This is a genomic window from Streptomyces sp. NPDC001902 (genome assembly GCF_042891295.1).
Lineage (GTDB): Bacteria > Actinomycetota > Actinomycetes > Streptomycetales > Streptomycetaceae > Actinacidiphila.
On sequence record NZ_JBIATA010000002.1, the window covers coordinates 246212 to 267593 of the forward strand.

15 protein-coding genes are annotated in these 21382 nt (G+C 74.4%); 8 read left to right on the forward strand and 7 right to left on the reverse strand.

Annotation, left to right across the window (positions count from 1 at the left end; genetic code table 11):
- Positions 1 to 6: 6 nt before the first annotated feature.
- The gene (locus ACFYYN_RS04405; RefSeq protein ID WP_500544623.1) at positions 7 to 3456 is read right to left on the reverse strand and encodes an ATP-dependent helicase; all 3450 of its coding nucleotides are present in this window, start codon (positions 3454 to 3456) and stop codon (positions 7 to 9) included.
- Between the two features lie 96 nt (positions 3457 to 3552).
- On the opposite strand from ACFYYN_RS04405, the gene ACFYYN_RS04410 reads away from it, so the two are divergent.
- A complete protein-coding gene (locus ACFYYN_RS04410) occupies positions 3553 to 3777 on the forward strand; it encodes a hypothetical protein (protein ID WP_500544624.1) in 225 nt (74 codons plus the stop codon).
- A 10-nt stretch (positions 3778 to 3787) separates the two neighbouring features.
- Here ACFYYN_RS04410 and ACFYYN_RS04415 read toward each other — a convergent pair whose 3' ends face one another.
- Together ACFYYN_RS04415 and ACFYYN_RS04420 are read right to left on the reverse strand one after the other, a co-directional pair.
- Positions 3788 to 7075 (reverse strand): ATP-dependent helicase, encoded by a 3288-nt coding sequence (locus ACFYYN_RS04415; protein ID WP_500544625.1) that lies wholly within the window; start codon positions 7073 to 7075, stop codon positions 3788 to 3790.
- Between the two features lie 234 nt (positions 7076 to 7309).
- Positions 7310 to 7711: an MGMT family protein gene (locus ACFYYN_RS04420; protein ID WP_500544626.1), complete on the reverse strand. Its 402-nt coding sequence runs from the start codon at positions 7709 to 7711 to the stop codon at positions 7310 to 7312.
- A 173-nt stretch (positions 7712 to 7884) separates the two neighbouring features.
- Here ACFYYN_RS04420 and ACFYYN_RS04425 point away from each other — a divergent pair, with 173 nt between their 5' ends.
- Together ACFYYN_RS04425 and ACFYYN_RS04430 are read left to right on the forward strand one after the other, a co-directional pair.
- Positions 7885 to 10758, forward strand: a complete 2874-nt coding sequence (locus tag ACFYYN_RS04425; protein ID WP_500544627.1) for a lysylphosphatidylglycerol synthase transmembrane domain-containing protein — start codon at positions 7885 to 7887, stop codon at positions 10756 to 10758.
- A gap of 52 nt (positions 10759 to 10810) precedes the next feature.
- Positions 10811 to 11437 carry an NIPSNAP family protein gene (locus ACFYYN_RS04430; RefSeq protein ID WP_500544628.1) on the forward strand — a complete coding sequence of 209 codons (627 nt, stop codon included), beginning with the start codon at positions 10811 to 10813 and terminating at the stop codon, positions 11435 to 11437.
- On the opposite strand, the gene ACFYYN_RS04435 is transcribed toward ACFYYN_RS04430, so the two are convergent.
- Entirely contained in the window at positions 11410 to 12489 is a 1080-nt protein-coding gene (locus tag ACFYYN_RS04435) for an ATP-dependent DNA ligase (RefSeq protein ID WP_500544629.1), read from the reverse strand. The genes ACFYYN_RS04430 and ACFYYN_RS04435 overlap by 28 nt on opposite strands.
- Positions 12490 to 12565: 76 nt before the next feature.
- Between ACFYYN_RS04435 and ligD the strand changes: the two genes are divergently transcribed.
- From ligD to ACFYYN_RS04460, 5 genes are all read left to right on the forward strand, one after another.
- Positions 12566 to 13597, forward strand: a complete 1032-nt coding sequence (gene ligD, locus ACFYYN_RS04440) for a non-homologous end-joining DNA ligase (protein ID WP_500327950.1) — start codon at positions 12566 to 12568, stop codon at positions 13595 to 13597.
- A 66-nt stretch (positions 13598 to 13663) separates the two neighbouring features.
- Positions 13664 to 14755 (forward strand): Rv3169 family protein, encoded by a 1092-nt coding sequence (locus ACFYYN_RS04445; RefSeq protein WP_500544630.1) that lies wholly within the window; start codon positions 13664 to 13666, stop codon positions 14753 to 14755.
- Positions 14752 to 15819: a phosphotransferase family protein gene (locus ACFYYN_RS04450; RefSeq protein WP_500544631.1), complete on the forward strand. Its 1068-nt coding sequence runs from the start codon at positions 14752 to 14754 to the stop codon at positions 15817 to 15819. The genes ACFYYN_RS04445 and ACFYYN_RS04450 overlap by 4 nt, the downstream gene beginning before the upstream one ends.
- 282 nt (positions 15820 to 16101) lie before the next feature.
- The gene (locus tag ACFYYN_RS04455; protein WP_500327953.1) at positions 16102 to 16971 is read left to right on the forward strand and encodes a glycerophosphodiester phosphodiesterase; all 870 of its coding nucleotides are present in this window, start codon (positions 16102 to 16104) and stop codon (positions 16969 to 16971) included.
- Positions 16972 to 17082: 111 nt separating this feature from the next.
- Positions 17083 to 18261 (forward strand): acyltransferase family protein, encoded by a 1179-nt coding sequence (locus ACFYYN_RS04460; protein ID WP_500544632.1) that lies wholly within the window; start codon positions 17083 to 17085, stop codon positions 18259 to 18261.
- 92 nt (positions 18262 to 18353) lie between these two features.
- Here ACFYYN_RS04460 and moeZ read toward each other — a convergent pair whose 3' ends face one another.
- The 3 genes from moeZ to ACFYYN_RS04475 all read right to left on the reverse strand — a co-directional run bounded on the left by moeZ (position 18354) and on the right by ACFYYN_RS04475 (position 21307).
- Entirely contained in the window at positions 18354 to 19532 is a 1179-nt protein-coding gene (moeZ, locus tag ACFYYN_RS04465) for an adenylyltransferase/sulfurtransferase MoeZ (RefSeq protein WP_500544633.1), read from the reverse strand.
- A 105-nt stretch (positions 19533 to 19637) separates the two neighbouring features.
- Positions 19638 to 20399: a spherulation-specific family 4 protein gene (locus tag ACFYYN_RS04470; protein WP_500327956.1), complete on the reverse strand. Its 762-nt coding sequence runs from the start codon at positions 20397 to 20399 to the stop codon at positions 19638 to 19640.
- Positions 20387 to 21307, reverse strand: a complete 921-nt coding sequence (locus ACFYYN_RS04475) for an NAD-dependent epimerase/dehydratase family protein (RefSeq protein ID WP_500544634.1) — start codon at positions 21305 to 21307, stop codon at positions 20387 to 20389. The genes ACFYYN_RS04470 and ACFYYN_RS04475 overlap by 13 nt, the downstream gene beginning before the upstream one ends.
- Positions 21308 to 21382: the final 75 nt, after the last annotated feature.

Consider the following 21382-nt stretch of genomic DNA (forward strand, 5'->3'; position numbering starts at 1 on the left):
TTGAGCCTATCGGGCGACGCCGGGACCCTCGGCGTCGGCACCGGGCGCGTCCCCCGGCCCGGGCTCCGGGCCGCCCAGCAGGAGGCGTTCCAACGCGGCCCGGCCGGGCAGCGCCTCGGGCCGGGTCAGCTCCCCCGTCCTCACGTGCAGGAAAGCGGCCGTGACCTGCGACAACGGCACTCCGTGCCGCTCGGCCCAGGCGAGCCGGTAGACGGCGAGCTGCAGCGGGTCGGCGGTGCCGGCCCGCCCGGTCTTCCAGTCGACGATCTCGTAGCCCTCACCCTCCCGGTACACCGCGTCGATCCGGCCGCGGATCACCCTCCCGGCGAGGTCGATCTGGAACGGCGCCTCGACGCGGTAGGGGGTGCGCTCGGCGTACGGGGTCCGCAGGAAGGCCTCCTTGAGTTCGGCGAGGTCGCGCTCGTCGGCGATCTCGTCGTCGCCCTCGATGCCGGGCAGCTCCTCGGGGGCGATCAGCGGCAGTTCCTCGAACCGGGACTCGACCCAGGCGTGGAAGCGGGTGCCGCGCCGGGCCGCGGGACGTGGCGGGCGGGGCATGGGGCGGGCCAGCTCGCGGGCGAAGCCGTCGGGGTCGGCGGCCAGCCGCAGCAGCGCGGAGGCGCTGAGCGTGGCGGGCAGGGGGACGTCGCGGACGGCCGCGCGCGAGCGGAGCAGCTCCTCGGTGAGCGCGTCGAGGTCCCGGTCCCAGGACGCGACGGCGCGGGCCTCCTCGGGGAGCAGCAGCTCACCGCCGTCGAACCCGGACGCGGCCACGGGTACGGAGGCGGGCCCGGGTACGGAGGGCCCGGGCCCGTGCGGGCCGGGCTGCCCGGGGATGGCGGGCGGCCGGTCGTCGGACCAGTCCTCCCAGTCGCCGGTGTCCTCCTCGCCGTACTGGTCGTCGTACGCGTCGTACGGCGGCTCCTCCTCGTCCTCGGGGGGCGGCGGCCAGTCGGGGTCGGGAGGAGCGGCCACCGGGTACGCGGCCGGCGCCCGCAGGTGGGCCAGCACCTTGCGCGCGGCCTCGCGACGGCGGGCCAGGGCGGCCGGGTCCAGGGGCAGCGGCCACGGCGTCTCGGCCGTACGGGCCAGGGCCGGGTTGACGGCCTCGGGCGCGGGCTCCTCCGCCCAGTGCTCGACCTCGCCGTGGCCGGCCTCGCAGTGCGCGCGCAGGGCGTCGAGGAAGGCGGACGGGCCGAAGGGCCGCTTCTGGCTGGGTCCCCACCAGTGGCCGGAGCCGAGCAGCAGGGAGCGGGGCCGGGTGAAGGTGACGTAGCCGAGCCGGAGCTCCTCGACCCGGTTGTGTTCGGCCATGGCCGCCTTGAAGGCGGCCAGGCCCGCCCGGGACCACTCCTCGACGTCGGGGAGGGTCGCGGCGTCACCGCGCAGCGCGTGCGGCAGCGCCTTGGCGTTGAAGTGCCACAGCTCGCGGCCCCGCTCGCTCGGGAAGCCCTTGCGCACCAGCCCGGGGACGGCGACGACGTCCCACTCCAGCCCCTTGGACTTGTGCGCGGTGAGCACCTTCACCGTGTTCTCGCCGCCGGGCAGCGAGCTGTCCAGGCCCTTCTCGTACTGGGCGGCGGTGCGCAGGAAGCCCAGGAAGGCCAGCAGCGTGGCGTCGCCGTCCAGCGAGGCGAAGCCGGCCGCCACGTCCAGGAAGGCGTGCAGGGTCTCCCGGCGGCGGGCGGCCAGCGCGTGCGGGGACGCGGAGAGCTCGACCTCCAGGCCGGTGACGGCGAGCACCCGGTGCAGTACGTCCATGAGCGGGTCGGCCAGCGACCGGCGCAGCTCGCGTATCTCGGTGGCCAGGCGCGCGAAGCGCACCCGCGCCTCGGCGGAGAAGGGCAGGTGGTCGTCGGGCTCGCCGTCGACGAAGGTCTCCAGGGCGTCGGCGAGCGAGATCACCTCGGCCGGGTCGACGCCTTCCACGGCGGCCGCCAGCCGGTCCGCGGTGCCGCCGCGGCCCGGTACGAGCAGCCGGGCCCGCCGTCCCAGCAGCGCCAGGTCGCGCGGCCCGATCCGCCAGCGCGGCCCGGTGAGCAGCCGGACGAGGGCGGCGTTGGCCGTCGGGTCCTGCAGCACCTCGCAGACGGCGACCAGGTCGGCGACCTCCGGCAGGTGCAACAGCCCGGACAGGCCGACCACCTCCACCGGCACGTCCCGGGCGACGAGCGCCGCGTGGATGTCGGCGAAGTGAGCGGCGGCCCGGCACAGCACCGCGATCTCGCCGGGCGCGGTGCCCGTGCGCACCAGGTGCGCGATGGAGTCGGCGATCCAGGCGATCTCCGCCTCCTGGGTGGGCAGCAGCGCGCAGCGCACGACACCGTCCCGTTCGGCGCCGGGCGCGGGCCGCAGGGCCTCGACGCCCTCGTGACGCTCGCGCAGCTCGGCGGCGAGGTCGTTGGCGAGGTCGAGCAGCCGGCCGCCGCTGCGCCGGTTCTCCGACAGGGACTGGCGCCGGGCGGGCGTCCCGTCGGCGTGCGCGAAGTGGAGCGGGAAGTCGTCGAGGTTGGCCACCGAGGCGCCGCGCCAGCCGTAGATGGCCTGGCAGGGGTCGCCGACCGCGGTCACCGGATGGCCCGTGCCGTCGCCGAACAGGGCGGAGAGCAGCAGGCCCTGGGCGACGGAGGTGTCCTGGTACTCGTCGAGCAGCACCACGGCGTACTGCTCGCGCAGGATGCGGCCGACCTCGGGGCGGGTGCGGGCCAGGGTCGCCGACAGGGCGATCTGGTCGCCGAAGTCGAGCAGGTCGCGCTGCTTCTTCTCGGCGCGGTACGCGGCGGCGAGCCCGGTCAGGTCGATGCGGGCGCGCGCCGTCTCGGGGAGCCTGCGCAGATCCGCGTTGGTGAGCCGGACGCCGTCGAGGGCGGCGAGCCACTCCCGGTCGTGGACGAGCAGCCGCTCGGGCGGCACCAGGTGCTCCGCCAGCTCGCCCTCCAGCGCCAGCAGATCGCTGACCAGGGTCGGGATACCCTTGGTGAGCGCCGGGAAGGGACCGGGCGCGGCCCGCAGGACGCGCGCCGCCAGCTGGTAGCGCGTCGCGTCGGCGAGCAGCCGCGCGGTCGGCTCCAGCCCGATGCGCAGCCCGTGCTCCTTCAGGAGCTGTCCGGCGAATGCGTGGTACGTGGAGATCTGCGGCTCACCCGGCGCGTGGTCGGGGTCCGCCGGGTCCGGGTCGGTGACCCCGGCCCGGACGAGGGCCTTGCGTACGCGCTCCGAGAGCTCGCCGGCGGCCTTGTTGGTGAACGTCAGCCCCAGCACCTGCTCGGGGGCGACCTGCCCGGTGCCGACCAGCCACACCACGCGGGCCGCCATGACCGTCGTCTTCCCGGAACCGGCACCGGCCACGATCACCTGCGGGGCGAGCGGCGCGGTGATGCACGCCAGCTGCTCCGGGGTGAACGGGATGCCCAGCAGCTCCTTGAGCTGCTCGGGACCGGTGATGAGGGAGGACACGAAGGGGAGGTTATCGGGCACCACCGACACCGGCCGCCGCCACCCGTTACCGCCGGATGCCATCCGGCCCCGCAGGCACTCGCCGGCGTCCCCGGTGTGATCACCCGGCTCTACCGGTTCGAGATCGATGCAGCCGTCCGTGCCACGGCCTCCGCCTACGGTGATCCACTGCTCCGCCCGCTCGACTCGATCCACCTCGCGACGGCGCAGCTCCTCGCCGGCCAGGCAGGCGCGGATCCGCTCGTGTTCGTCACGTACGACCAGCGCCTGCTGAAGGCGGCCCAGGACCTCGGGCTGCGGGCCGAGGCCCCCGGCTGCTGAGACCCCCGCCTCACTCCACCACGTGCCGGCCCTCGGGGCGGCCGCTGCAGGAGGCCCGGAAGGCGCAGTTCTCGCAGTGCTGGCCGGTGGAGGGGGTGAAGCGCTCGTCGAGGACGCGGGCGGCCGCGCCGGCGAGCAGGGTGTCGGCCCAGTCGCCGCTCAGCGCCTCCTGGTGCTGGACGGTGGGCTGGGTGTCGCCGCCGTCGCGGCGGGCGGCGCCGAGGCGGAGCTGGACGAGCTCGGCGCCGCCGGGGGCGGGCCGGGTGCCGTGGAAGAGCTCGTCGACGGCGCCCTCGCGGACGGCGAGCTGGTAGACGGCGAGCTGCGGGTGGCCCTCGACCTCGGCGGCGGTGGGCTTGGCCTTGCCGGTCTTGAAGTCGACGACGTAGGCGTTGCCTTCGGCGTCGGTCTCGACGCGGTCCATGCTGCCGCGGATGCGGACGGCCACGTCCCCCGTCTCCAGGGTGACGTCGAAGCCGTGCTCGGAGGCGACGGCCTGGCGGCCGCGTTCCATGACGTGCCAGCGCAGGAAGCGCTCCAGGGCGGCCCGGGCGTTCTCCTTCTCCTGCTGGGACTTCCAGGGCGCGTCGAAGGCCAGGGCGTTCCACACCGAGTCCAGCCGCTCCATGAGCACGTCCAGGTCGGCCGGGGTGCTGCCGGAGGCGACCTCGTCGGCGAGGACGTGCAGGACGTTGCCGAAGCCCTGGGCCGCCGTGGAGGGCGGCTCGGCCTTCACCTCGCGGCCGAGGAACCACTGCAGGGCACAGGTGTTGGCCAGCTGGTCCAGCGCGCTGCCGGAGAGGGTGACCGGCTGGTCCCGGTCCCGCAGCGGGACCTCGGAGCGGGTCTGCTCGTACAGGCCCCACCAGCGTTCGGGGTGGGCGGCGGGCACCAGCGGCTGGCCCGCGTCCTCCAGGGCCGCCAGGCGCGCCAGGCGCCGCGCGGCGGCCTCGCGCAGGGCGGGGGAGGCGGCCGGGTCGACGGTCGTGGCGCGCAGCTCGGCGACGAGGGCCGCGACCGACAGCGGGCGGCGGGCCCGGTGGGTGACGTCGACGGGCTCGACGCCGAGTTCGGTGAGGAAGCGGGAGGGCTGGTCGCCGTCGTCGGCGGCGGCCTTCACGGCGGTCACGACGAGCCGCTCACGGGCGCGGGTGGCCGCGACGTAGAACAGCCGGCGCTCCTCGGCGAGCAGGGCGCCCGGGGTGAGCGGTTCCGCGAGGCCGTCGCGGCCGATGCGGTCGGCCTCCAGCAGCGAGCCGCGGCGGCGCAGGTCGGGCCAGAGCCCCTCCTGGACGCCGGCGACAACAACGAGCCGCCACTCCAGGCCCTTGGAGCGGTGCGCGGTCATCAGCCGTACGGCGTCCGGCCGGACGGCGCGCCGGGTCAGCACGTCGGCGGCGATGTCCTGGGCGGACAGCTCCTCCAGGAAGTTCAGCGCGCCACGGCCGCCGGTGCGCTCCTCGGCGCGGGCGGCGGTGTCGAAGAGCACGCACACCGCGTCCAGGTCCCGGTCGGCGTTGCGTCCTGCCGCGCCGCCGCGCGCCGCGGCCCGCTCCAGCCGGCCGGGCCAGGGGGTGCCGTCCCACAGCTCCCACAGCGCCTCCTCGGCGGTGCCGCCGCCGGCCAGCAGCTCGCGCCCCTTGCGCAGCAGCCCGCCGAGCCGCTGGGCGCCCCGCGCGTACGACGGGTCGTGCGCCACCAGCCGCTCGGGCTCCGCGAGCGCCTCGGCGATCAGCTCGTCCGACGGCCGCGGTACGGCGACCCCGGCGGCCCGCTCCTCCTCGCGCAGGGCACGGCCCAGGCGGCGCAGGTCGGCGGCGTCCATGCCGCCGAGCGGGGAGACCAGCAAGGTGAGCGCGTCCTCGACGCGCAGGCCCGGCTCGGGGGCGTCGGGCAGGGCGGCGTGCGCGCAGACCCGCAGGGCGAGCAGGAGGGGGGCGACGGCGGGCTCGTCGCGCAGCGGGAGGTCGTCCCCGTCGATCTCGACCGGCACCCCGGCGGAGGTCAGGGCCCGCCGCAGCACGGGCAGCGAGCGGGAACCCGCGCGCACCAGGACGGCCATGTCGGACCAGGGGACGCCGTCCTCGAGGTGGGCGCGGCGCAGCACGTCGGCGATGCCGTCGAGTTCGGCACCGGGCGTGGGGTAGGTGCGGACGGCGGCCGAGCCGCCCTCGCGGACCGGCGCGAGCTCGCGGTGGGCGCGGACGGCGGCGGCCGGGAGCCGGGTCAGCGGCATCCGCCGCGTCAGGAGCCGGGTGGCGGCCAGCAGGGCGGCACCGGAGCGGCGGGAGGTGGTGAGGACGCGGACGCCGGCGGGGCGGCCGTCGGCGTGCCGGAAGGCCTCGGGGAAGCCGAGGATGCCGTTCACGTCGGCGCCGCGGAAGGCGTAGATGGACTGGTCGGGGTCGCCGAGGGCCACCAGGTGGCGGCCGCCGCCCGCGAGCGCCTGCAGCAGCCGCACCTGCGCCGGGTCGGTGTCCTGGTACTCGTCGACGAAGACGGCCTCGTAGGCCCCGGCGAGGTGGCGGGCCACCTCGGGACGCCCGGCCAGGAGCACCGCGCGGTGCACCAGTTCGGCGTAGTCGATGACGCCCTGGAGGTCGAGGACGTCCAGGTACTCGGCGAGGAAGCCGGCCGCCGCCGACCAGTCGGGGCGGCCGGTGCGGCCGGCGGACGCGGCCAGGGCGCGCGGGCCGAGGCCGAGCTCGCGGGTGCGGGCCAGCACGGCCCGCACCTCGTCGGCGAAGCCGCGGGTCGTCAGCGCCGCGCGCAGCTCGTCCGGCCAGCGCACCCGGGTCCGGCCCCGCCGCTCCAGTTCGGCCTCGCCCGCCAGGAGCTCGCGCACCGCCAGGTCCTGTTCGGGGCCGGACAGCAGCCGCAGCGGGTCGGCGAACAGCTCGGGGTCCTGGTGGGCGCGGACCAGGGCGTAGCAGAACGAGTGGAAGGTGGTCGCCTGCGGTGCGGCCGCGCCGCCCATCCGGGCGGCCATGCGGTCCCGCAGTTCGCCCGCGGCCTTGCGGCTGAAGGTGAGGACGAGGATCCGTTCCGGGTCGGTGCCGCGTCGCACGCGTTCGGCGACGGCCTCGACCAGGGTGGTGGTCTTCCCGGTGCCCGGACCGGCGAGCACGAGGAGCGGACCGCCCGCGTGCTCAACCACCGCGCGCTGTGCGGCGTCCAGTTCAGGGGGCGTCACCGGTTCCGGAGCGGTCCGTAGCAGTCGGTAGCCGCCGGAAGGCCCGACCGTCCCCCCGGAGCGCCGTGCGGCGGCGTCCGTCTGGCGGGTGGAGGAGGAGGTCACGTGGTTCGCCGGTTCCGTGTGCGTGCGGGTGCGTGTGCGGCGGCCTGTGCCGCCGGTGGCCGGGGGAGGCCGGGTGCCGACGGTACGCCACCGGTCGACGGGACCGCCGCGCGTCCCGTCCTTCCCGTACGGATGCGGGAGCGGCCGGGCGCGGGGCACCGTACTCCGTCCGGACGGCCGATGGCATCAACCGGTCGCCGATGGCGGAAGCTGGATGGTGTGAGCGTCCGGTCGTCAGTCGTCCCCGCCGGGGGCGGGCACGGGGTCCGTGCCGTCCCAGCGGGCCCTGCGCATGTCGAGGCGGGGTATGTGGCCCTTCGCGGCCCGAGGGGCCTGGCGCAGCGGGGTGCCCTCGGCGCGGTAGTGCTCCAGGGCGCGCAGCTCGTGGCCCGGCAGCAGCCCGCCGTCCGCGCGCACCACGCGCCACCACGGCACGGCCCCGCCGTACAGCGCCATGACGTGGCCCACCTGCCGGGGACCGCCCTCCTCCAGCCACTCGGCGACGTCGCCGTAGGTCATGACCCGTCCGGGCGGGATCCGCTCGGCGACGTCCAGCACGCGCTCCGCGTACGCGGGCAGCTCCTGGACGTCGTCGTCCGGACCGTCGTCCGGGTCGTGTGCGGTGTCCTTGCTCATCCGTCACATGGTGCCCCACGGCACCGACAGTCGCGGCCGGCGCATGCGCGTACGGGGGCGCCCGGGACGGCGAATTGCCCCCTCCTGCGCCCATGCGCGCGCCGCTCGTGCCACCATCATCCGGGCGGTGACTGGTGATACGAGATCAAAAAGAGACAGCAGGAGAGCACGACGTGAGCGGGAAAGGAGCCGCTCGCGCGGTCCCGGCTGCCTCCGAGGGCCCCGGGGACGGCGCCCCGGCGACCCCGGACGAGCGCGCCGGGCAGGCCGTGTCCGCGTCCGGTGACGCCCCGCGCGGTGAGACCCGCGCCACATCGAAGGCCCCGGCCGGACAAGCGGCGGTGACGCCCGCGCGGTCCGGGGACGACGCCCAGGACGGCACCCCCGGCACCGCCGAGGCCCCGGACACCGAAGCCCCCGGCACCGCCGACGGCCCCGGCGCCGAGGAGTCCGTCACCGGCACCACCCCGCACACCGACCCGGTGGCGCGGGACGAGCCGCTGCTGCCCGCGCGCGTGCACCGGCCCGTCGACCTCATGCGCTTCCTCTTCGGACTCCTCGGCATCGCGATCGTGCTGATGATCGCGGGCTTCGCGCACGCGACGACCTCCGGCGTGGAGCAGGACATCGCCGAGGGCGCGACGCACGCGCCCGAGCCCTTGATCACGATCGCCGGGCTGCTGGCGACCGTGGCGGTGCTGATCGTGCCCGTGGCGTTCGCCGTGGAGCGGCTGATCAAGCGGGACGGACTGCGCATCGCCGACGGCGTGCTGGCCGCGGTCCTGGCCCACGGGGTGTCGCTCGCCACCGACCTGTGGGTGTCGGACGCGGCGCCGGTGGCGATCCGGGACGCGCTGACCCGCGACGCGCCCGGCGGCGGGATCACCGACCCGGTCCACGGCTACCTGGCCCCGGTGATCGCCTACATGACGGCGGTCGGCATGGCCCGGCGCCCGCGCTGGCGGGTGGCGCTGTGGTTCGTGCTGGTCGTGGACTCCTTCGCGGTGCTGGTGGGCGGCTACACGACACCGTTCTCGATCATCGTGACCGTGCTCATCGGCTGGACCGTGGCGTACGGCACGCTTTACGGGGTCGGCTCGCCGAACGTCCGCCCGACCGGCCAGAACCTGCTCGCGGGCCTGCGCCGGGTGGGCTTCGCCCCGCTGACGGCGGTCCGCGCGGAGGACGAGTTCCCCGACGCGCCCGACTCCGACCGGGGCCGCCGCTACCTGGTGACCCTGGAGCAGGGCCCGCTGCTCGACGTCACGGTCGTGGACCGCGAGCAGCAGGCGCACGGCTTCTTCTACCGCATGTGGCGCCGGCTCCAGCTGCGCGGGATCACCCAGCGGCGCAGCCTGCAGTCGCTGCGCCAGGCGCTGGAGCAGGAGGCGCTGCTGGCCTACGCGGCCATCGCCGCCGGCGCCAACGCCCCGCGGCTGATCGCCACCTCCGAGCTGGGCCCGGACGCCGTGATGCTGGTGTACGAGCACATGGGCGGGCGCTCCCTGGACGCGCTGTCGGACGAGGAGATCACCGACGAGGTGCTGCACGGCGCCTGGGAGCAGGTGCGGGCGCTGCAGTCGCGGCGGATCGCGCACCGCAGGCTGGTCGGCGAGGCGCTGAAGATGGATCGCCACGGCGACGTCTTCCTGACCGACCTGCGCGGCGGGGAGATCGCGGCGGGCGACATCGTGCTGCGCATGGACGTGGCGCAGCTGCTCACCACCCTGGCGCTGCGCGTCGGCCCGGAGCGGTCGGTGGCCTCGGCCGTGGCCGTGCTGGGCCCGGACGCCGTCGCCGACTCCCTGCCGCTGCTGCAGCCGATCGCGCTGAGCCGCACCACCCGGGCCACGCTGAAGCAGCTCGCCAGGGAGCGGGCGCAGCGTGAACGCGAGGCGGTGCTGGCCGCGTCCCGCGCCCGGAGGGCGGACGAGGAGACCGGTGACGCGGGTGAGGCAGCCGGCAAGGACGCGGGCAAGGAGACCAAGGCCGAGCGGCGGGCCGAGAAGAAGGCGATCGAGGACGCGCTGGACGGGGTCCGCGAGGAGGACCTGCTCACCCGGATCCGCCACCAGGTGCTGCTCATCCGTCCGCAGGCCCCGGTGGAGCCGGTACGGCTGGAGCGGGTGCGGCCGCGCACGCTGATCAGCATCATCGCGGGCGCCTTCGCCGCGTACTTCCTGCTCTCCCAGATCAGCAGCATCGACCCGGCGACGCTGCTGGCCGAGGCGAACTGGATCTGGGTCATCGTGGCCGTGCTGGCCTCCGCGCTCAGCTACGTCGCGGCGGCGATGGCGCTGTCCGGCTTCGTGCCGGAGAAGCTGTCCTTCGTCCGCACCACGCTGGCGCAGGTCGCCGGTTCCTTCGTGAAGCTGGTGGCCCCCGCGGCCATCGGCGGCGTGGCGCTCAACACGCGCTACCTGCAGAAGTCGGGCGTGCGCCCGGGCCTGGCGGTGGCGAGCGTGGGGGCCTCGCAGCTGGTCGGCCTCGGTTCGCACATCAGCCTGCTGCTGGTGTTCGGCTACATCACGGGCACCGAGAAGACGCCCTCCCTGTCGCCGTCGCGGACGGTGATGGCGGGTCTGCTGACGGCCGGGGTGCTCTTCCTGGTCGTCACCGCGGTGCCGCCGTTGCGGCGCTTCGTGTCCACGCGGGTGCGGGCGCTGTTCGCCGGGGTGGTGCCGCGCATGCTGGACGTGCTGCAGCAGCCGATGAAGCTCACCACGGGCATCGGCGGCACGCTGCTGCTGACCCTCGCCTTCGTGCTGTGCCTGGACGCCAGCATCCGCACCTTCCACGGCGAGGTGAACTTCGCGGCGGTCGCGGTGATCTTCCTGGCGGGCAACGCGCTGGGCTCCGCCGCCCCGACCCCGGGCGGCCTGGGCGCGGTCGAGGGCGCGCTGATCGCCGGTCTGACCACCATCGGCCACCTGGACTCGGCGACGGCCACCTCCGCGGTGCTGCTGTTCCGGGTGCTGACCTTCTGGTTGCCGGTGCTGCCCGGCTGGCTGGCGTTCACCCAGCTCACCAGGCGGCAGGCGCTGTGACGCGGGCCCACTGACAGGGGATGTCAGTGGGCCGCCCCTACGGTCCCCGGTCATGGACACCACGCACATCGTCGAGTTGCGGCAGTACACCCTGCGCCCCGGCGCCCGGGACACCCTGGTCGAGCTGTTCGAGCGCGAGTTCGTCACCGGTCAGGAGGCCGCCGGGATCCGGGTCGGCGGCCGGTTCCGCGACCTGGACGACCCGGACCGGTTCGTATGGATGCGGGCCTTCCCCGACATGGCGGCCAGGATCCGCGCCCTGCACGCCTTCTACGACGGCCCCGTCTGGCGGGCGCACCGCGAGGAGGCCAACGCGACCATGACCGACTCCGACGACGTCCTGCTGCTGCGCGGCCCCGGTTACCGCGTGCCGGACGACGCCGGGCTGGTCGTCGCGACCGTCTGCCACCCCGCAGACCCGTCCGGCTTCGCGCCCCCGGACTGCGCCCGCGCCGTGCACCGCACCGAGCACGCGGCCAACGGCTTCCCGGCGCTGCCCGTGCGCACCGGCGAGGACGTCGTGGTCTGGTTCGCCGCCTACGCGCAGGCCGGTGCACGCCCCGCGGAGCCCGCCCTGCCCGCCGGCCCGGAGGGGCGGTTGCTGCGGCCGCCGCAGCGGCTGCGGCTCGCCCCGGTGCGCGTTGCGGGTCCTCAGCGCAGGATGTCGCCGAGGTCGTAGCCGACCGGTTCCTCCAGCTGCGCATAGGTGCAGCCGGCGGGGTCGCGGTCGGGCCGCCAGCGGCGGAACCGGGCGGTGTGCCGGAAGCGGTCGCCCTGCATGTGGTCGTACGCGACCTCCAGGACCCGCTCGGGCCGCAGCGGGATCCAGGACAGGTCCTTCCCCGCGCTCCAGCGGCTCTGGGCCCCGGGCATGCGGCCGCCGGGCTCTCCCCCTGGCTTCGCCGGGTGTGCCCCCACCTCGGCCCAGTCGGCCCAGGGGTGGCCCTCGGCGGACTCCATGCGCAGCGGCTCCAGTTCGGCGACGAGTTCCTCGCGCCGGCGCATCGCGAAGGAGGCGCAGACGCCGACGTGCTGGAGCCGGCCGGCGGCGTCGTGCAGGCCGAGCAGGAGGGAGCCGACGACGGGACCGGACTTGTGCCAGCGGAAGCCGGCCAGCACGCAGTCGGCGGTGCGCTCGTGCTTCACCTTGATCATGACGCGTTCGTCGGGGCGGTAGCCGACGTCCGGGGGCTTGGCGACGACGCCGTCCAGTCCCGCGCCCTCGTACTGCTCGAACCACCGCCGGGCCAGCTCGATGTCGGTGGTGGCGGGGGCGACGTGGACCGGTGGCCGTGCCGTGCCGAGCGCGTCGACCAGGGCCTGGCGGCGCCAGGTCTGCGGGTCCGCCATCAAGGAGCGGTCGCCGAGCGCCAGCAGGTCGAAGGCGACGAGCGAGGCGGGGGTGCGTTCGGCGAGCTGCCGCACGCGCGAGTCGGCGGGGTGGATGCGCTCCAGCAGGGCGTCGAAGTCCAGCCGGCCCTCGCCGGCGATGACGATCTCCCCGTCGACGACGGTGCGCCGCGGCAGTTGGGCGCGGACCGCCTCGACGACCTCCGGGAAGTAGCGGGTCAGGGACTTGCCGGTGCGGCTGCCGATCTCCACCTCGGCGCCGTCGCGGAAGACGATGGCGCGGAACCCGTCCCACTTGCCCTCGTACAGCATGCCGGGCGGGATCTCGGTGGCGGACTTGGCGAGCATCGGCTTCACGGGCGGCATCACCGGCAGGTCCATGCCGCGATTCTCCGCCCGACGGGCGCCGCCCGCCCGTCGGGCCTACCGTGTCGGGGACGGGAGAGGCGGTGACGGCATGGCAGAGGCGGTCGAGCTGACCGTCGGCGAGCGGACGGTCCGGATCTCGAACCCGGGGAAGGTGTACTTCCCGGAACCGGGCTTCACCAAGCTGGACGTGGCCCGCTACTACCTCACGGTCGGCGACGGCGTCCTGCGGGCGCTGCGCGACCGGCCGACGACGATGGAGCGTTACCCGGACGGGGTCGAGGGCGAGTCGTTCTTCCAGAAGCGCGCGCCGAAGAACACCCCGGACTGGATCCCCACCGGCCGCATCCGCTTCCCCTCCGGCCGCCACGCCGACGAGATCTGCCCGACCGAGGTGGCCGCGGTCGTCTGGGGCGCCAACCTCGGCTGCCTCACCTTCCACCCGTGGCCGGTCCGGCGCGGCGACCTCGACCACCCGGACGAACTGCGCATCGACCTGGACCCGCAGCCGGGCACCGACTTCGCCGACGCCGTGCGCGTCGCCGGCGAACTGCGCGGGCTGCTGGAGGAGCTGGGCCTGCGCGGCTGGCCCAAGACCTCCGGCGGGCGGGGCCTGCACGTCTTCGTGCCCATCGAGCCCGAGTGGACGTTCACCGGGGTGCGGCGGGCCGCCATCGCCATCGCCCGGGAGATGGAACGTCGGATGCCCGGGCAGGTCACCAGCGCGTGGTGGAAGGAGGAGCGCGGCGAGAAGATCTTCGTCGACTACAACCAGACCGCGCGCGACCGCACCATCGCCTCCGCCTACTCCGTACGGCCCAAGCCGCACGCCCCGGTCTCCGCGCCGCTGCGCTGGGAGGAGGTGCCACAGGCGCACCCGCGGGACTTCGACCTGGTCACCATGCCCGCGCGCTACGCCGAGCTGGGCGACGTCCACGCCGGCATGGAGGAGCACGCCTTCCGGCTGGACTCCGTCCTGGAACTGGCCGAACGCGACGAGCACGACCGCGGGCTGGGTGACATGCCGTACCCGCCGGACCACCCCAAGATGCCCGGGGAGCCGCTGCGGGTGCAGCCGAGCCGGGCCAGGCGCACGCCGGACGGCGACGCCGGCGGGGACTGACGGCGCGGCAGGACGGCGCGGCACGACCCCTTCCCACCGCGACCGCGCTGACGCATCATCAGGCGCATGCCCGCGCCTCGACCCGTGCCCCTGGACGAGTACCCGGTCCATCAGATCGCCCGTTCCATGCGCCACGTCGCGACCGGTGACCGCAACGCCTACGACCGTTCGATCTTCCACTTCTTCGACCACGAGGGCCGGGCCCTGCTCGTCACCGGCCTCGGCGTCCATCCCAACCTCGGCGTCACCGACGCCTACGCGACCCTGACGCGCGGCACCGGCATGCTCGCGGTGCGCGCCTCGGACGCGCTCGGCGAGGACCGCATGCGGCAGCAGGTCGGGCCGCTGCGCATCGACGTCCTGGAACCGCTCCGCAGGCTCCGGCTGACCTGCGACGACGAGTTCCTCTCGTACGACCTGGAATGGGAGGCCGCGTTCCCTGCCGTCGAGGAGCCGCACCACGCCCAGTACCGGGGCGGCCGGCTCTTCCTGGAGGCCAGCCGCTTCGTCCAGGCCGGCACCTGCCACGGCGTGGTCCGCACCGGCGACGGCGAGGAGATCCGCGTGGAACGCGACCGCTGGACGGCCACCCGGGACCGCAGCTGGGGTGTGCGCCCGGTGCCCGGCGAGGCCCCGGGACGGGCCGAGGAGGAGCACCGCCCGCAAGGTTTCCACTGGCTGTGGATACCGATCCGGTTCGACGACCGCTTCGTCATGGTGATCGCCCAGGAGGACGCCGACGGCTACCGCTCCCTGGACGAGGCCCTGCAGATCACCGAGCACGGCCCGGACCGGCAACTGGGCCGGGCCCAGGTCGGCATCACCTACCGGGAGGGCACCCGCACCCCGGTCTCCGCCGTCGTCCACCTCGACGGCGGGAAGATCGAGGCCAAGGTGCTGGTCTCCAGCCCGCTCGCCGTCGGGGCCGGCTACCCGCCCGCCCGCGACTGGCAGCACGGCGAGTGGAAGGGCCGCGGATGGCTCGACCGCCGTGCGTACGACCTGACGGATCCGGCGGTCATGGCGCCGGCCGCGTACGGAGTCACCGACCACGCCGCGCGTTTCGCCTGGGACGGCCGGGTCGGCTACGGCATCTTTGAGCACGGCAGCTTCGGCCGCCACACCCCGAGCGGCTTCACCGGTCAGGAGGCCATGTGACAACGGTGCGCACCACCACCCGCGATCCCCGACTGCTGCGCAGCCGCCTCGACGAGTGGCTGGCCGCGAAGCATCCCGGCGCCCACAGCCGCGCGGTGCACGCCCCCTCCGCGAACGGCCTGTCCAGCGAGACCGTCCTGTTCGACCTGGCCGTCCCCCATCCGGAGGGCATCGCGCGCCAGCGCATCCGCCCCTGCGTGCTGCGGCTGGCCGGCGACCCCGACGCCTACACCGTCTTCCCGACGTACGACATGGCCGCGCAGTACCGCGTCATCCGGACGGTCGCCACGCGCACCCGCGTCCCCGTGCCCGAACTGCTGTGGCTGGAGCCCGACCCGGGGCCGCTCGGCGCGCCCTTCTTCGTCATGGAGCGCGTCCCGGGGCGCGTCCCGCCGGACGTCATGCCCTACACCTACGGCGGCAACTGGCTCTTCGACGCCTCCGAACAGGACCGGGCGCGGCTGGAGCGTTCGACGGTGCGCGTCCTCGCCGAACTCCACACCGTCCCCGGCGAGGGGACGCTGCGCGCGCACGTCGACGCCCAACGCGCCTACTACGAGTGGGTCGTGGACGGGCTGGCGCCCTCCCCCGTCATCGAGCGGGCCTTCGCGTGGCTGGAGAAGCACTGGCCCGCCGACCCCGGCCCGTCCGTGCTCAGCTGGGGCGACGCCAGGATCGGCAACATCGTCTACGACGCCGACTTCGCCCCCGTCGCCGTCCTCGACTGGGAGATGGCCTCCGCCGGCCCCCGGGAACTGGATCTCGCCTGGCTGGTGTACCTGCACCGCTTCTTCCAGGACCTCACCGTCTCCGCCGGCTTCCCCGGCATGCCGGACTTCCTCGACCGCGACCGCGTCGCGGCGACCTACGCGGAGCTCACCGGGCACACCCCGCGCCACCTGGACTTCCACCTCCTGTACGCCGCGCTGCGGCACGCGATCGCGATGCTGCGGATCGGTCACCGCCAGGTGCACTTCGGGGAGCGCGAGATGCCGGCCGACCCGGACGCGCTGATCCTGCACCGGGACACGCTGGAGGCGATGGTGGAGGGCCGCCACCGCTGATCCCGGGACCCGGCCCGGAACCTCACACAGAACCTCACGCTCCGTGACGGCGGGGCCGCCCGGGGCGCCCGCAGCGGCGCCCCGGGCGGCCCCGCGGCCCGTTGTCGGGCCGCCGCCACCCGGGTGGGCCTCAGGACCTGCGGCCGGACGTCATCCGTGCCACCCTGGCGGGGGAACGAGATGACGATATTCACCCGTTTGTCATGCCGTGCACTGCCGTGTCCGGGTACGGGCTGCGACCCTCGGTCGGGGAGGGGACCCGCGCCGTCGTGAGGAGTACGCATGCACCAGCACCTCGCCCGTACCGCCACGGCCGTCGCCCTGCTGGGAGCCTCCGCGTTCGTCACCATGCCGGCCCACGCCGCCCCCGCGGACCCCTCCTCCCCCACGGTCTTCGCCCACCGGGGCGCGTCCACCGAGGCCCCCGAGAACACCCTGGCGGCCGTGCGCAAGGCCAACGAGCAGCACATCAAGTGGATCGAGAACGACGTCCAGCGCACCAAGGACGGGGCCCTGGTGGTGATCCACGACGCGACGCTGAACCGCACCACCGACGTCGAGCAGGTCTTCCCGGACCGCTCCCCCTGGCGCGTCGCCGACTTCACGCTCGCCGAGATCCGCCGGCTCGACGCCGGCAGCTGGTTCGCCCCCCGCTTCCGCGGCGAACGCGTCCCCACCCTCCAGGAGTACCTGACCCTCCTCGACCGCGACCAGCAGGGCCTGCTGCTGGAGCTCAAGCAGCCCGAGCTCTACCCCGGCATCGAGAAGCAGACCGTCGACACCCTCGAGAAGGCCGGCTGGCTCGACCGGGCCCACCTCTCCGGCCGCCTGGTCATCCAGAGCTTCAGCGCCGACGCCCTGCGCCGCACCCACGCACTGCGCCCTGCCGTCGAGACCGGCTTCCTGGGCAGCCCGCCGGTCTCGCAGCTGAAGGAGTACGCGGCCTTCGCCGACCAGATCAACCCGGACGAGAAGGACGTCACCTACGCCTACGTGCAGGCGGTCCACGGCACGAAGGGCCCCGACGGGAAGCCGCTGCGCGTGAACGCGTGGACGGTCGACGACCTCACCACCGCCGTCCGCATGGCGGCCCTCGGCGCCGACGGCATCATCACCAACCGCCCGGACGTCATCCGCAACGGCGTGCAGTGACCCGGACGAGGGCGTGCGTCGCTCGTTGAACCGCTCGGCCGAACGCGACGTACCAGTCACCGTGGGTGGCACCGGGTCGCCGACGTGGAAGGAAAGGGCCGAACGATCCCCTTGGACGCGAGCCGCCCCGTCAGCAGTGCCGGCACGGCGCACGGCCGGCAGGAAGTGCCGGGCCTCGAAGGCCTGCGCGGCCTGGCCGCACTGTACGTACTCCTGTTCCACTGCTGGCTGTACACGTTCCCGGGGTATCCCGACAGTTCCGCCCCCCGGTGGCTGGACGGGCTGATGTACGGCCGTCTCGCCGTCGTCTTCTTCCTGGTGCTGTCGGGGTTCTCCCTGGCCATCTCCCCGGCGCGCGACGGCTGGCGGCTGGGCGGTGCCGCCCGTTTCCTGCGGCGCCGGGCCTGGCGCATCCTGCCCCCGTACTGGGCGGCGCTCGCGCTGAGCCTGCTCGTCGCCTTCTTCGTGGTGCCGGCCTCGCACTTCGGGCCGCCCACCGGCGCGACGGTCCTGGTGTACGGGCTGGTCGCCCAGGACGTGTTCACCGCGCCGACGCCGAACGGCACGTTCTGGTCGATCGGCGTGGAGGCGGAGCTCTACCTCCTCTTCCCGCTCCTGCTGTTCGTCCGGCGGCGGCTGGGGGCCGTGGTCCTGGTCGCGGGCGTGACGCTCCTGGTCGTCGCCCGGGGCCTGATGGCCGCGCACGCGACCCCGGTGGAGGGGGACAACTGGCTCACCCCGCATCTCGCCCCGGTGTTCGTCGCCGGCCTGGCGGGCGCGGGGATCGTCGTCGCGTCGGCCCGGGTCCGGCGCCTGCCGTGGCACTGGTTCGCCGTCCTGGCCGCCGTGCCGGTCGTGGCGCTCGCCGCCGTCAAGGGCCGGGTCTGGACAGTGGACCACTACTTCTGGGTGGATCTCGCCGTCGCGCCCGCCATGACGATGCTGATCGCCGCGGTCGCCACCGGAAGGCCCGCCTTCCTGCTCAGGCTCCTGACCGCACGCCCCGTCCGTGTCCTGGGCGACTTCTCGTACAGCCTCTACCTCGTGCACCTGCCCGTCGTCATGACCGTCATCAGGCGCGTCGCCCCCAGGTTCGTCTCCCCCGGGCTGCCCACGTTCTGGTTCACCCTCGTAGTGGCGTTGCCCGTCTCGCTGCTGGTGGCGTGGCTGTTCGCCCGGGTCTTCGAGCTGCCCTTCAAGCGGCACCGCTCCTGGAAGTCCCTGCTCGCGCCGGTCCGTTCGCGGTCCACCGGCCCGGGGCCGGCCGAGGCCGCGCCGGCAGGTCCGTGACGTCCGGCCCGCGACGTCCGGCCCGCGGGGACGGCGAAGGCCCGCGGCGTCCGAACCGGTCGGACGCCGCGGGCCTTCGCCTCACCTGTCGGTCAGTACACCGGCTTGTCGGGCTCGATCGTGTTGACCCAGCCGATGACGCCGCCGCCGACGTGGACCGCGTCGGAGAAGCCCGCGGACTTCAGGACGGCGAGGACCTCGGCGGAGCGGACGCCGGTCTTGCAGTGCAGGACGATCTTCTTGTCCTGGGGGAGGTCCTGGAGGGCGCTGCCCATGAGGAACTCGTTCTTGGGGATCAGACGCGCGCCCGGGATGGAGACGATCTCGTACTCGTTGGGCTCGCGGACGTCGATGATGTCGATGTTCTCACCGTCGTCGATCCACTCCTTGAGCTGCTTGGGAGTGATCGTCGACCCCATCGCCGCCTCCTGCGCCTCCTCGGAGACGACGCCGCAGAAGGCCTCGTAGTCGATGAGCTCGGTGACGGTCGGGTTCTCGCCGCAGACCGCGCAGTCCGGGTCCTTGCGGACCTTGACCTGGCGGTACTGCATCTCCAGGGCGTCGTAGATCATCAGGCGGCCGACGAGCGGCTCGCCGGTGCCGGTGAGGACCTTGATGGCCTCGGTGACCTGGATGGAGCCGATGGACGCGCACAGCACGCCCAGGACACCGCCCTCGGCGCAGGAGGGCACCATGCCCGGCGGCGGGGGCTCGGGGTACAGGCAGCGGTAGCAGGGGCCGTGCTCGGACCAGAAGACCGACGCCTGGCCGTCGAAGCGGTAGATGGAGCCCCAGACGTACGGCTTGTTCAGCAGCACGCACGCGTCGTTGACCAGGTAGCGGGTCGCGAAGTTGTCCGTGCCGTCGACGATCAGGTCGTACTGGCTGAAGATGTCCATCACGTTGTCGGCCTCGAGCCGCTCCTCGTGGAGGACCACGTTGACGTAGGGGTTGATGCCCTTGACGCTGTCGCGGGCGGACTCCGCCTTGGAGCGGCCGATGTCCGCCTGGCTGTGGATGATCTGGCGCTGCAGGTTGGACTCGTCGACCTCGTCGAACTCCACGATGCCGAGCGTGCCCACCCCGGCGGCGGCCAGGTACATCAGGGCGGGCGAACCGAGACCGCCGGCGCCCACACAGAGCACCTTGGCGTTCTTCAGCCGCTTCTGCCCGTCCATCCCCACGTCGGGGATGATCAGGTGGCGGGAGTACCTGCGGACCTCGTCGACGGTGAGCTCGGCGGCCGGCTCGACCAGGGGTGGCAGCGACACGGGGACTCCGTTTGTCGATCGATCACTACGGTGGTTATTCCCGTAACACTGCCACGCCCTTCTTCATTCCGAGACCGCCGTCCCGAGGGGCGAGACTGATGTGGGTCACATGCTGGGCGGCGGCTGGCGGCGGAGCATGCGCGAGGCCTCGTCCCAGTAGCCCGGCAGGCCGTCCCAGGCCGCGTGATCGGTGCGGTCGGTGAAGTAGACCGTCGCCGCGCCCTGCCAGCGGGCGATCCGCATGGCGTTCTCCAGGTGCGGGGCCGGGACGCCGTGCACCAGGTGGCAGAAGCGCTCCGGCGGGTACGCGGCCGTCCACTCCGGGGCCTCCGACCAGCGGTACTGCATCCACGGCCCGGCGAAGGTCACCAGTTGGTCGGCGGCTTCGGCGTAGCCCTCGTACGGATGGCAGCCGTGACCGAGCACCACGTGCCCGGTGCTGCCGCCCTCCACCGTCAGCAGCGCGCGCAGGGTGGTGATCACCCGGCGGCAGTCGGACAGCTCCGAACTCGTGGTCGGGGCACGGTCGAGGTAGAAGCCGTCGACCCGGTACCAGTCGAGGAAGCGGTGCGCGTCGGCGACCAGTTGGCCGAAGGGACGCGCCCCGTGCCGGGTGTCCAGGTACCCGAGCACCGGCACGGCCGCGTCGCGCAGCCGGGCGCACGCCTGCGTGTAGAGCGGGTCGATCCGGGCGCCGGGGCCCCGCGCCACGTTGAGCACCACCCAGTGCATCGGCGCCTCGGGGCGGGCCAGTTCGGCCCATTCGCCCGGGGCGACCAGCGGGTGCGCGTACGCGGGGACCCCGAAGCCCAGTCCGTCGCAGCGGTCGATCGGCCTGCGCAGGCCGCTCGGTGTCACACGCGGCATGCCGCCTCCATCCAGACGTCGGCGAGGGATTCCTCGAGGGCGATGCGCGGGCGCCAGCCGAGGCGGTCGCGGGCGGTGCGGATGTCGGCCTGCTGCCAGGCGCCGCAGCCGTCCGGGTAGTGGGGGTGGCCGGTGCCGTGCGCCATCAGGTGCGGGTCCTCGACCTCGTGGAGGGCGCCCGCGTAGCCCGCGGCGTTGGCCAGGGCCGCGGCCACCTCGCGCAGCGGTACGGCGCGGCCCGTGCCGATGTTGACCAGGCCCTGGGCGGCGGAGAGCGAGGCCGCGTGCACGGCGCGGGCCACGTCGCGCACGTCCACGAAGTCCCGCTGCACGCCGAGTCCGGTCAGCTTCAGCTCGCCGTCGCCGGTCTGCATGGCCCGGCGCATCGCCTCCGCGAGCCGCCCGATCGGCGAGGCGGTGGGCGTCCCCGGCCCGACCGGGGTGAAGACCCGCAGCACGACGGCGTCGAGCCCGGAGCCGAGCACCAGTTCCGTCGCGGCGAGCTTGCTGACCCCGTACGGACCGCCCGGCCGGGGCACGGCGTCCTCGGCCGTCGAGGAACCGGTGGGCGAGGGCCCGTACTCCGCGGCACAGCCCACCTGGACCAGCCGGGCGGAGGTGGCGCTGCGGCGCATCGCCTCGCACACGGAGGCGACCGCGATCGTGTTGTGCCGTGTGAGTTCGCGCGCCCCGCCGCGGGTGGCGCCCGCGCAGTTGACGACGACCCCGGGGTGGACGGCGTCCATGAAGCGCGCCAGCGCGCCGGGACTGCCGGACGACAGGTCGAAGCGCACGTCCGCGTCGTCGCTGCGGCCGAGGGCGGTCAACTGCACGGCGGGGTCGGCCAGCAGCCGTTCGGCCACGTGACGGCCGACGAATCCGTTGGCGCCCAGGAGGAGGACTCTCATAGCGAGCGCCTCCGCTGCGCTCGCCGTGGTCGGGGGTGCGGGTGGGTCATCGTGAATGGCTCCTTGGCTTCTTCT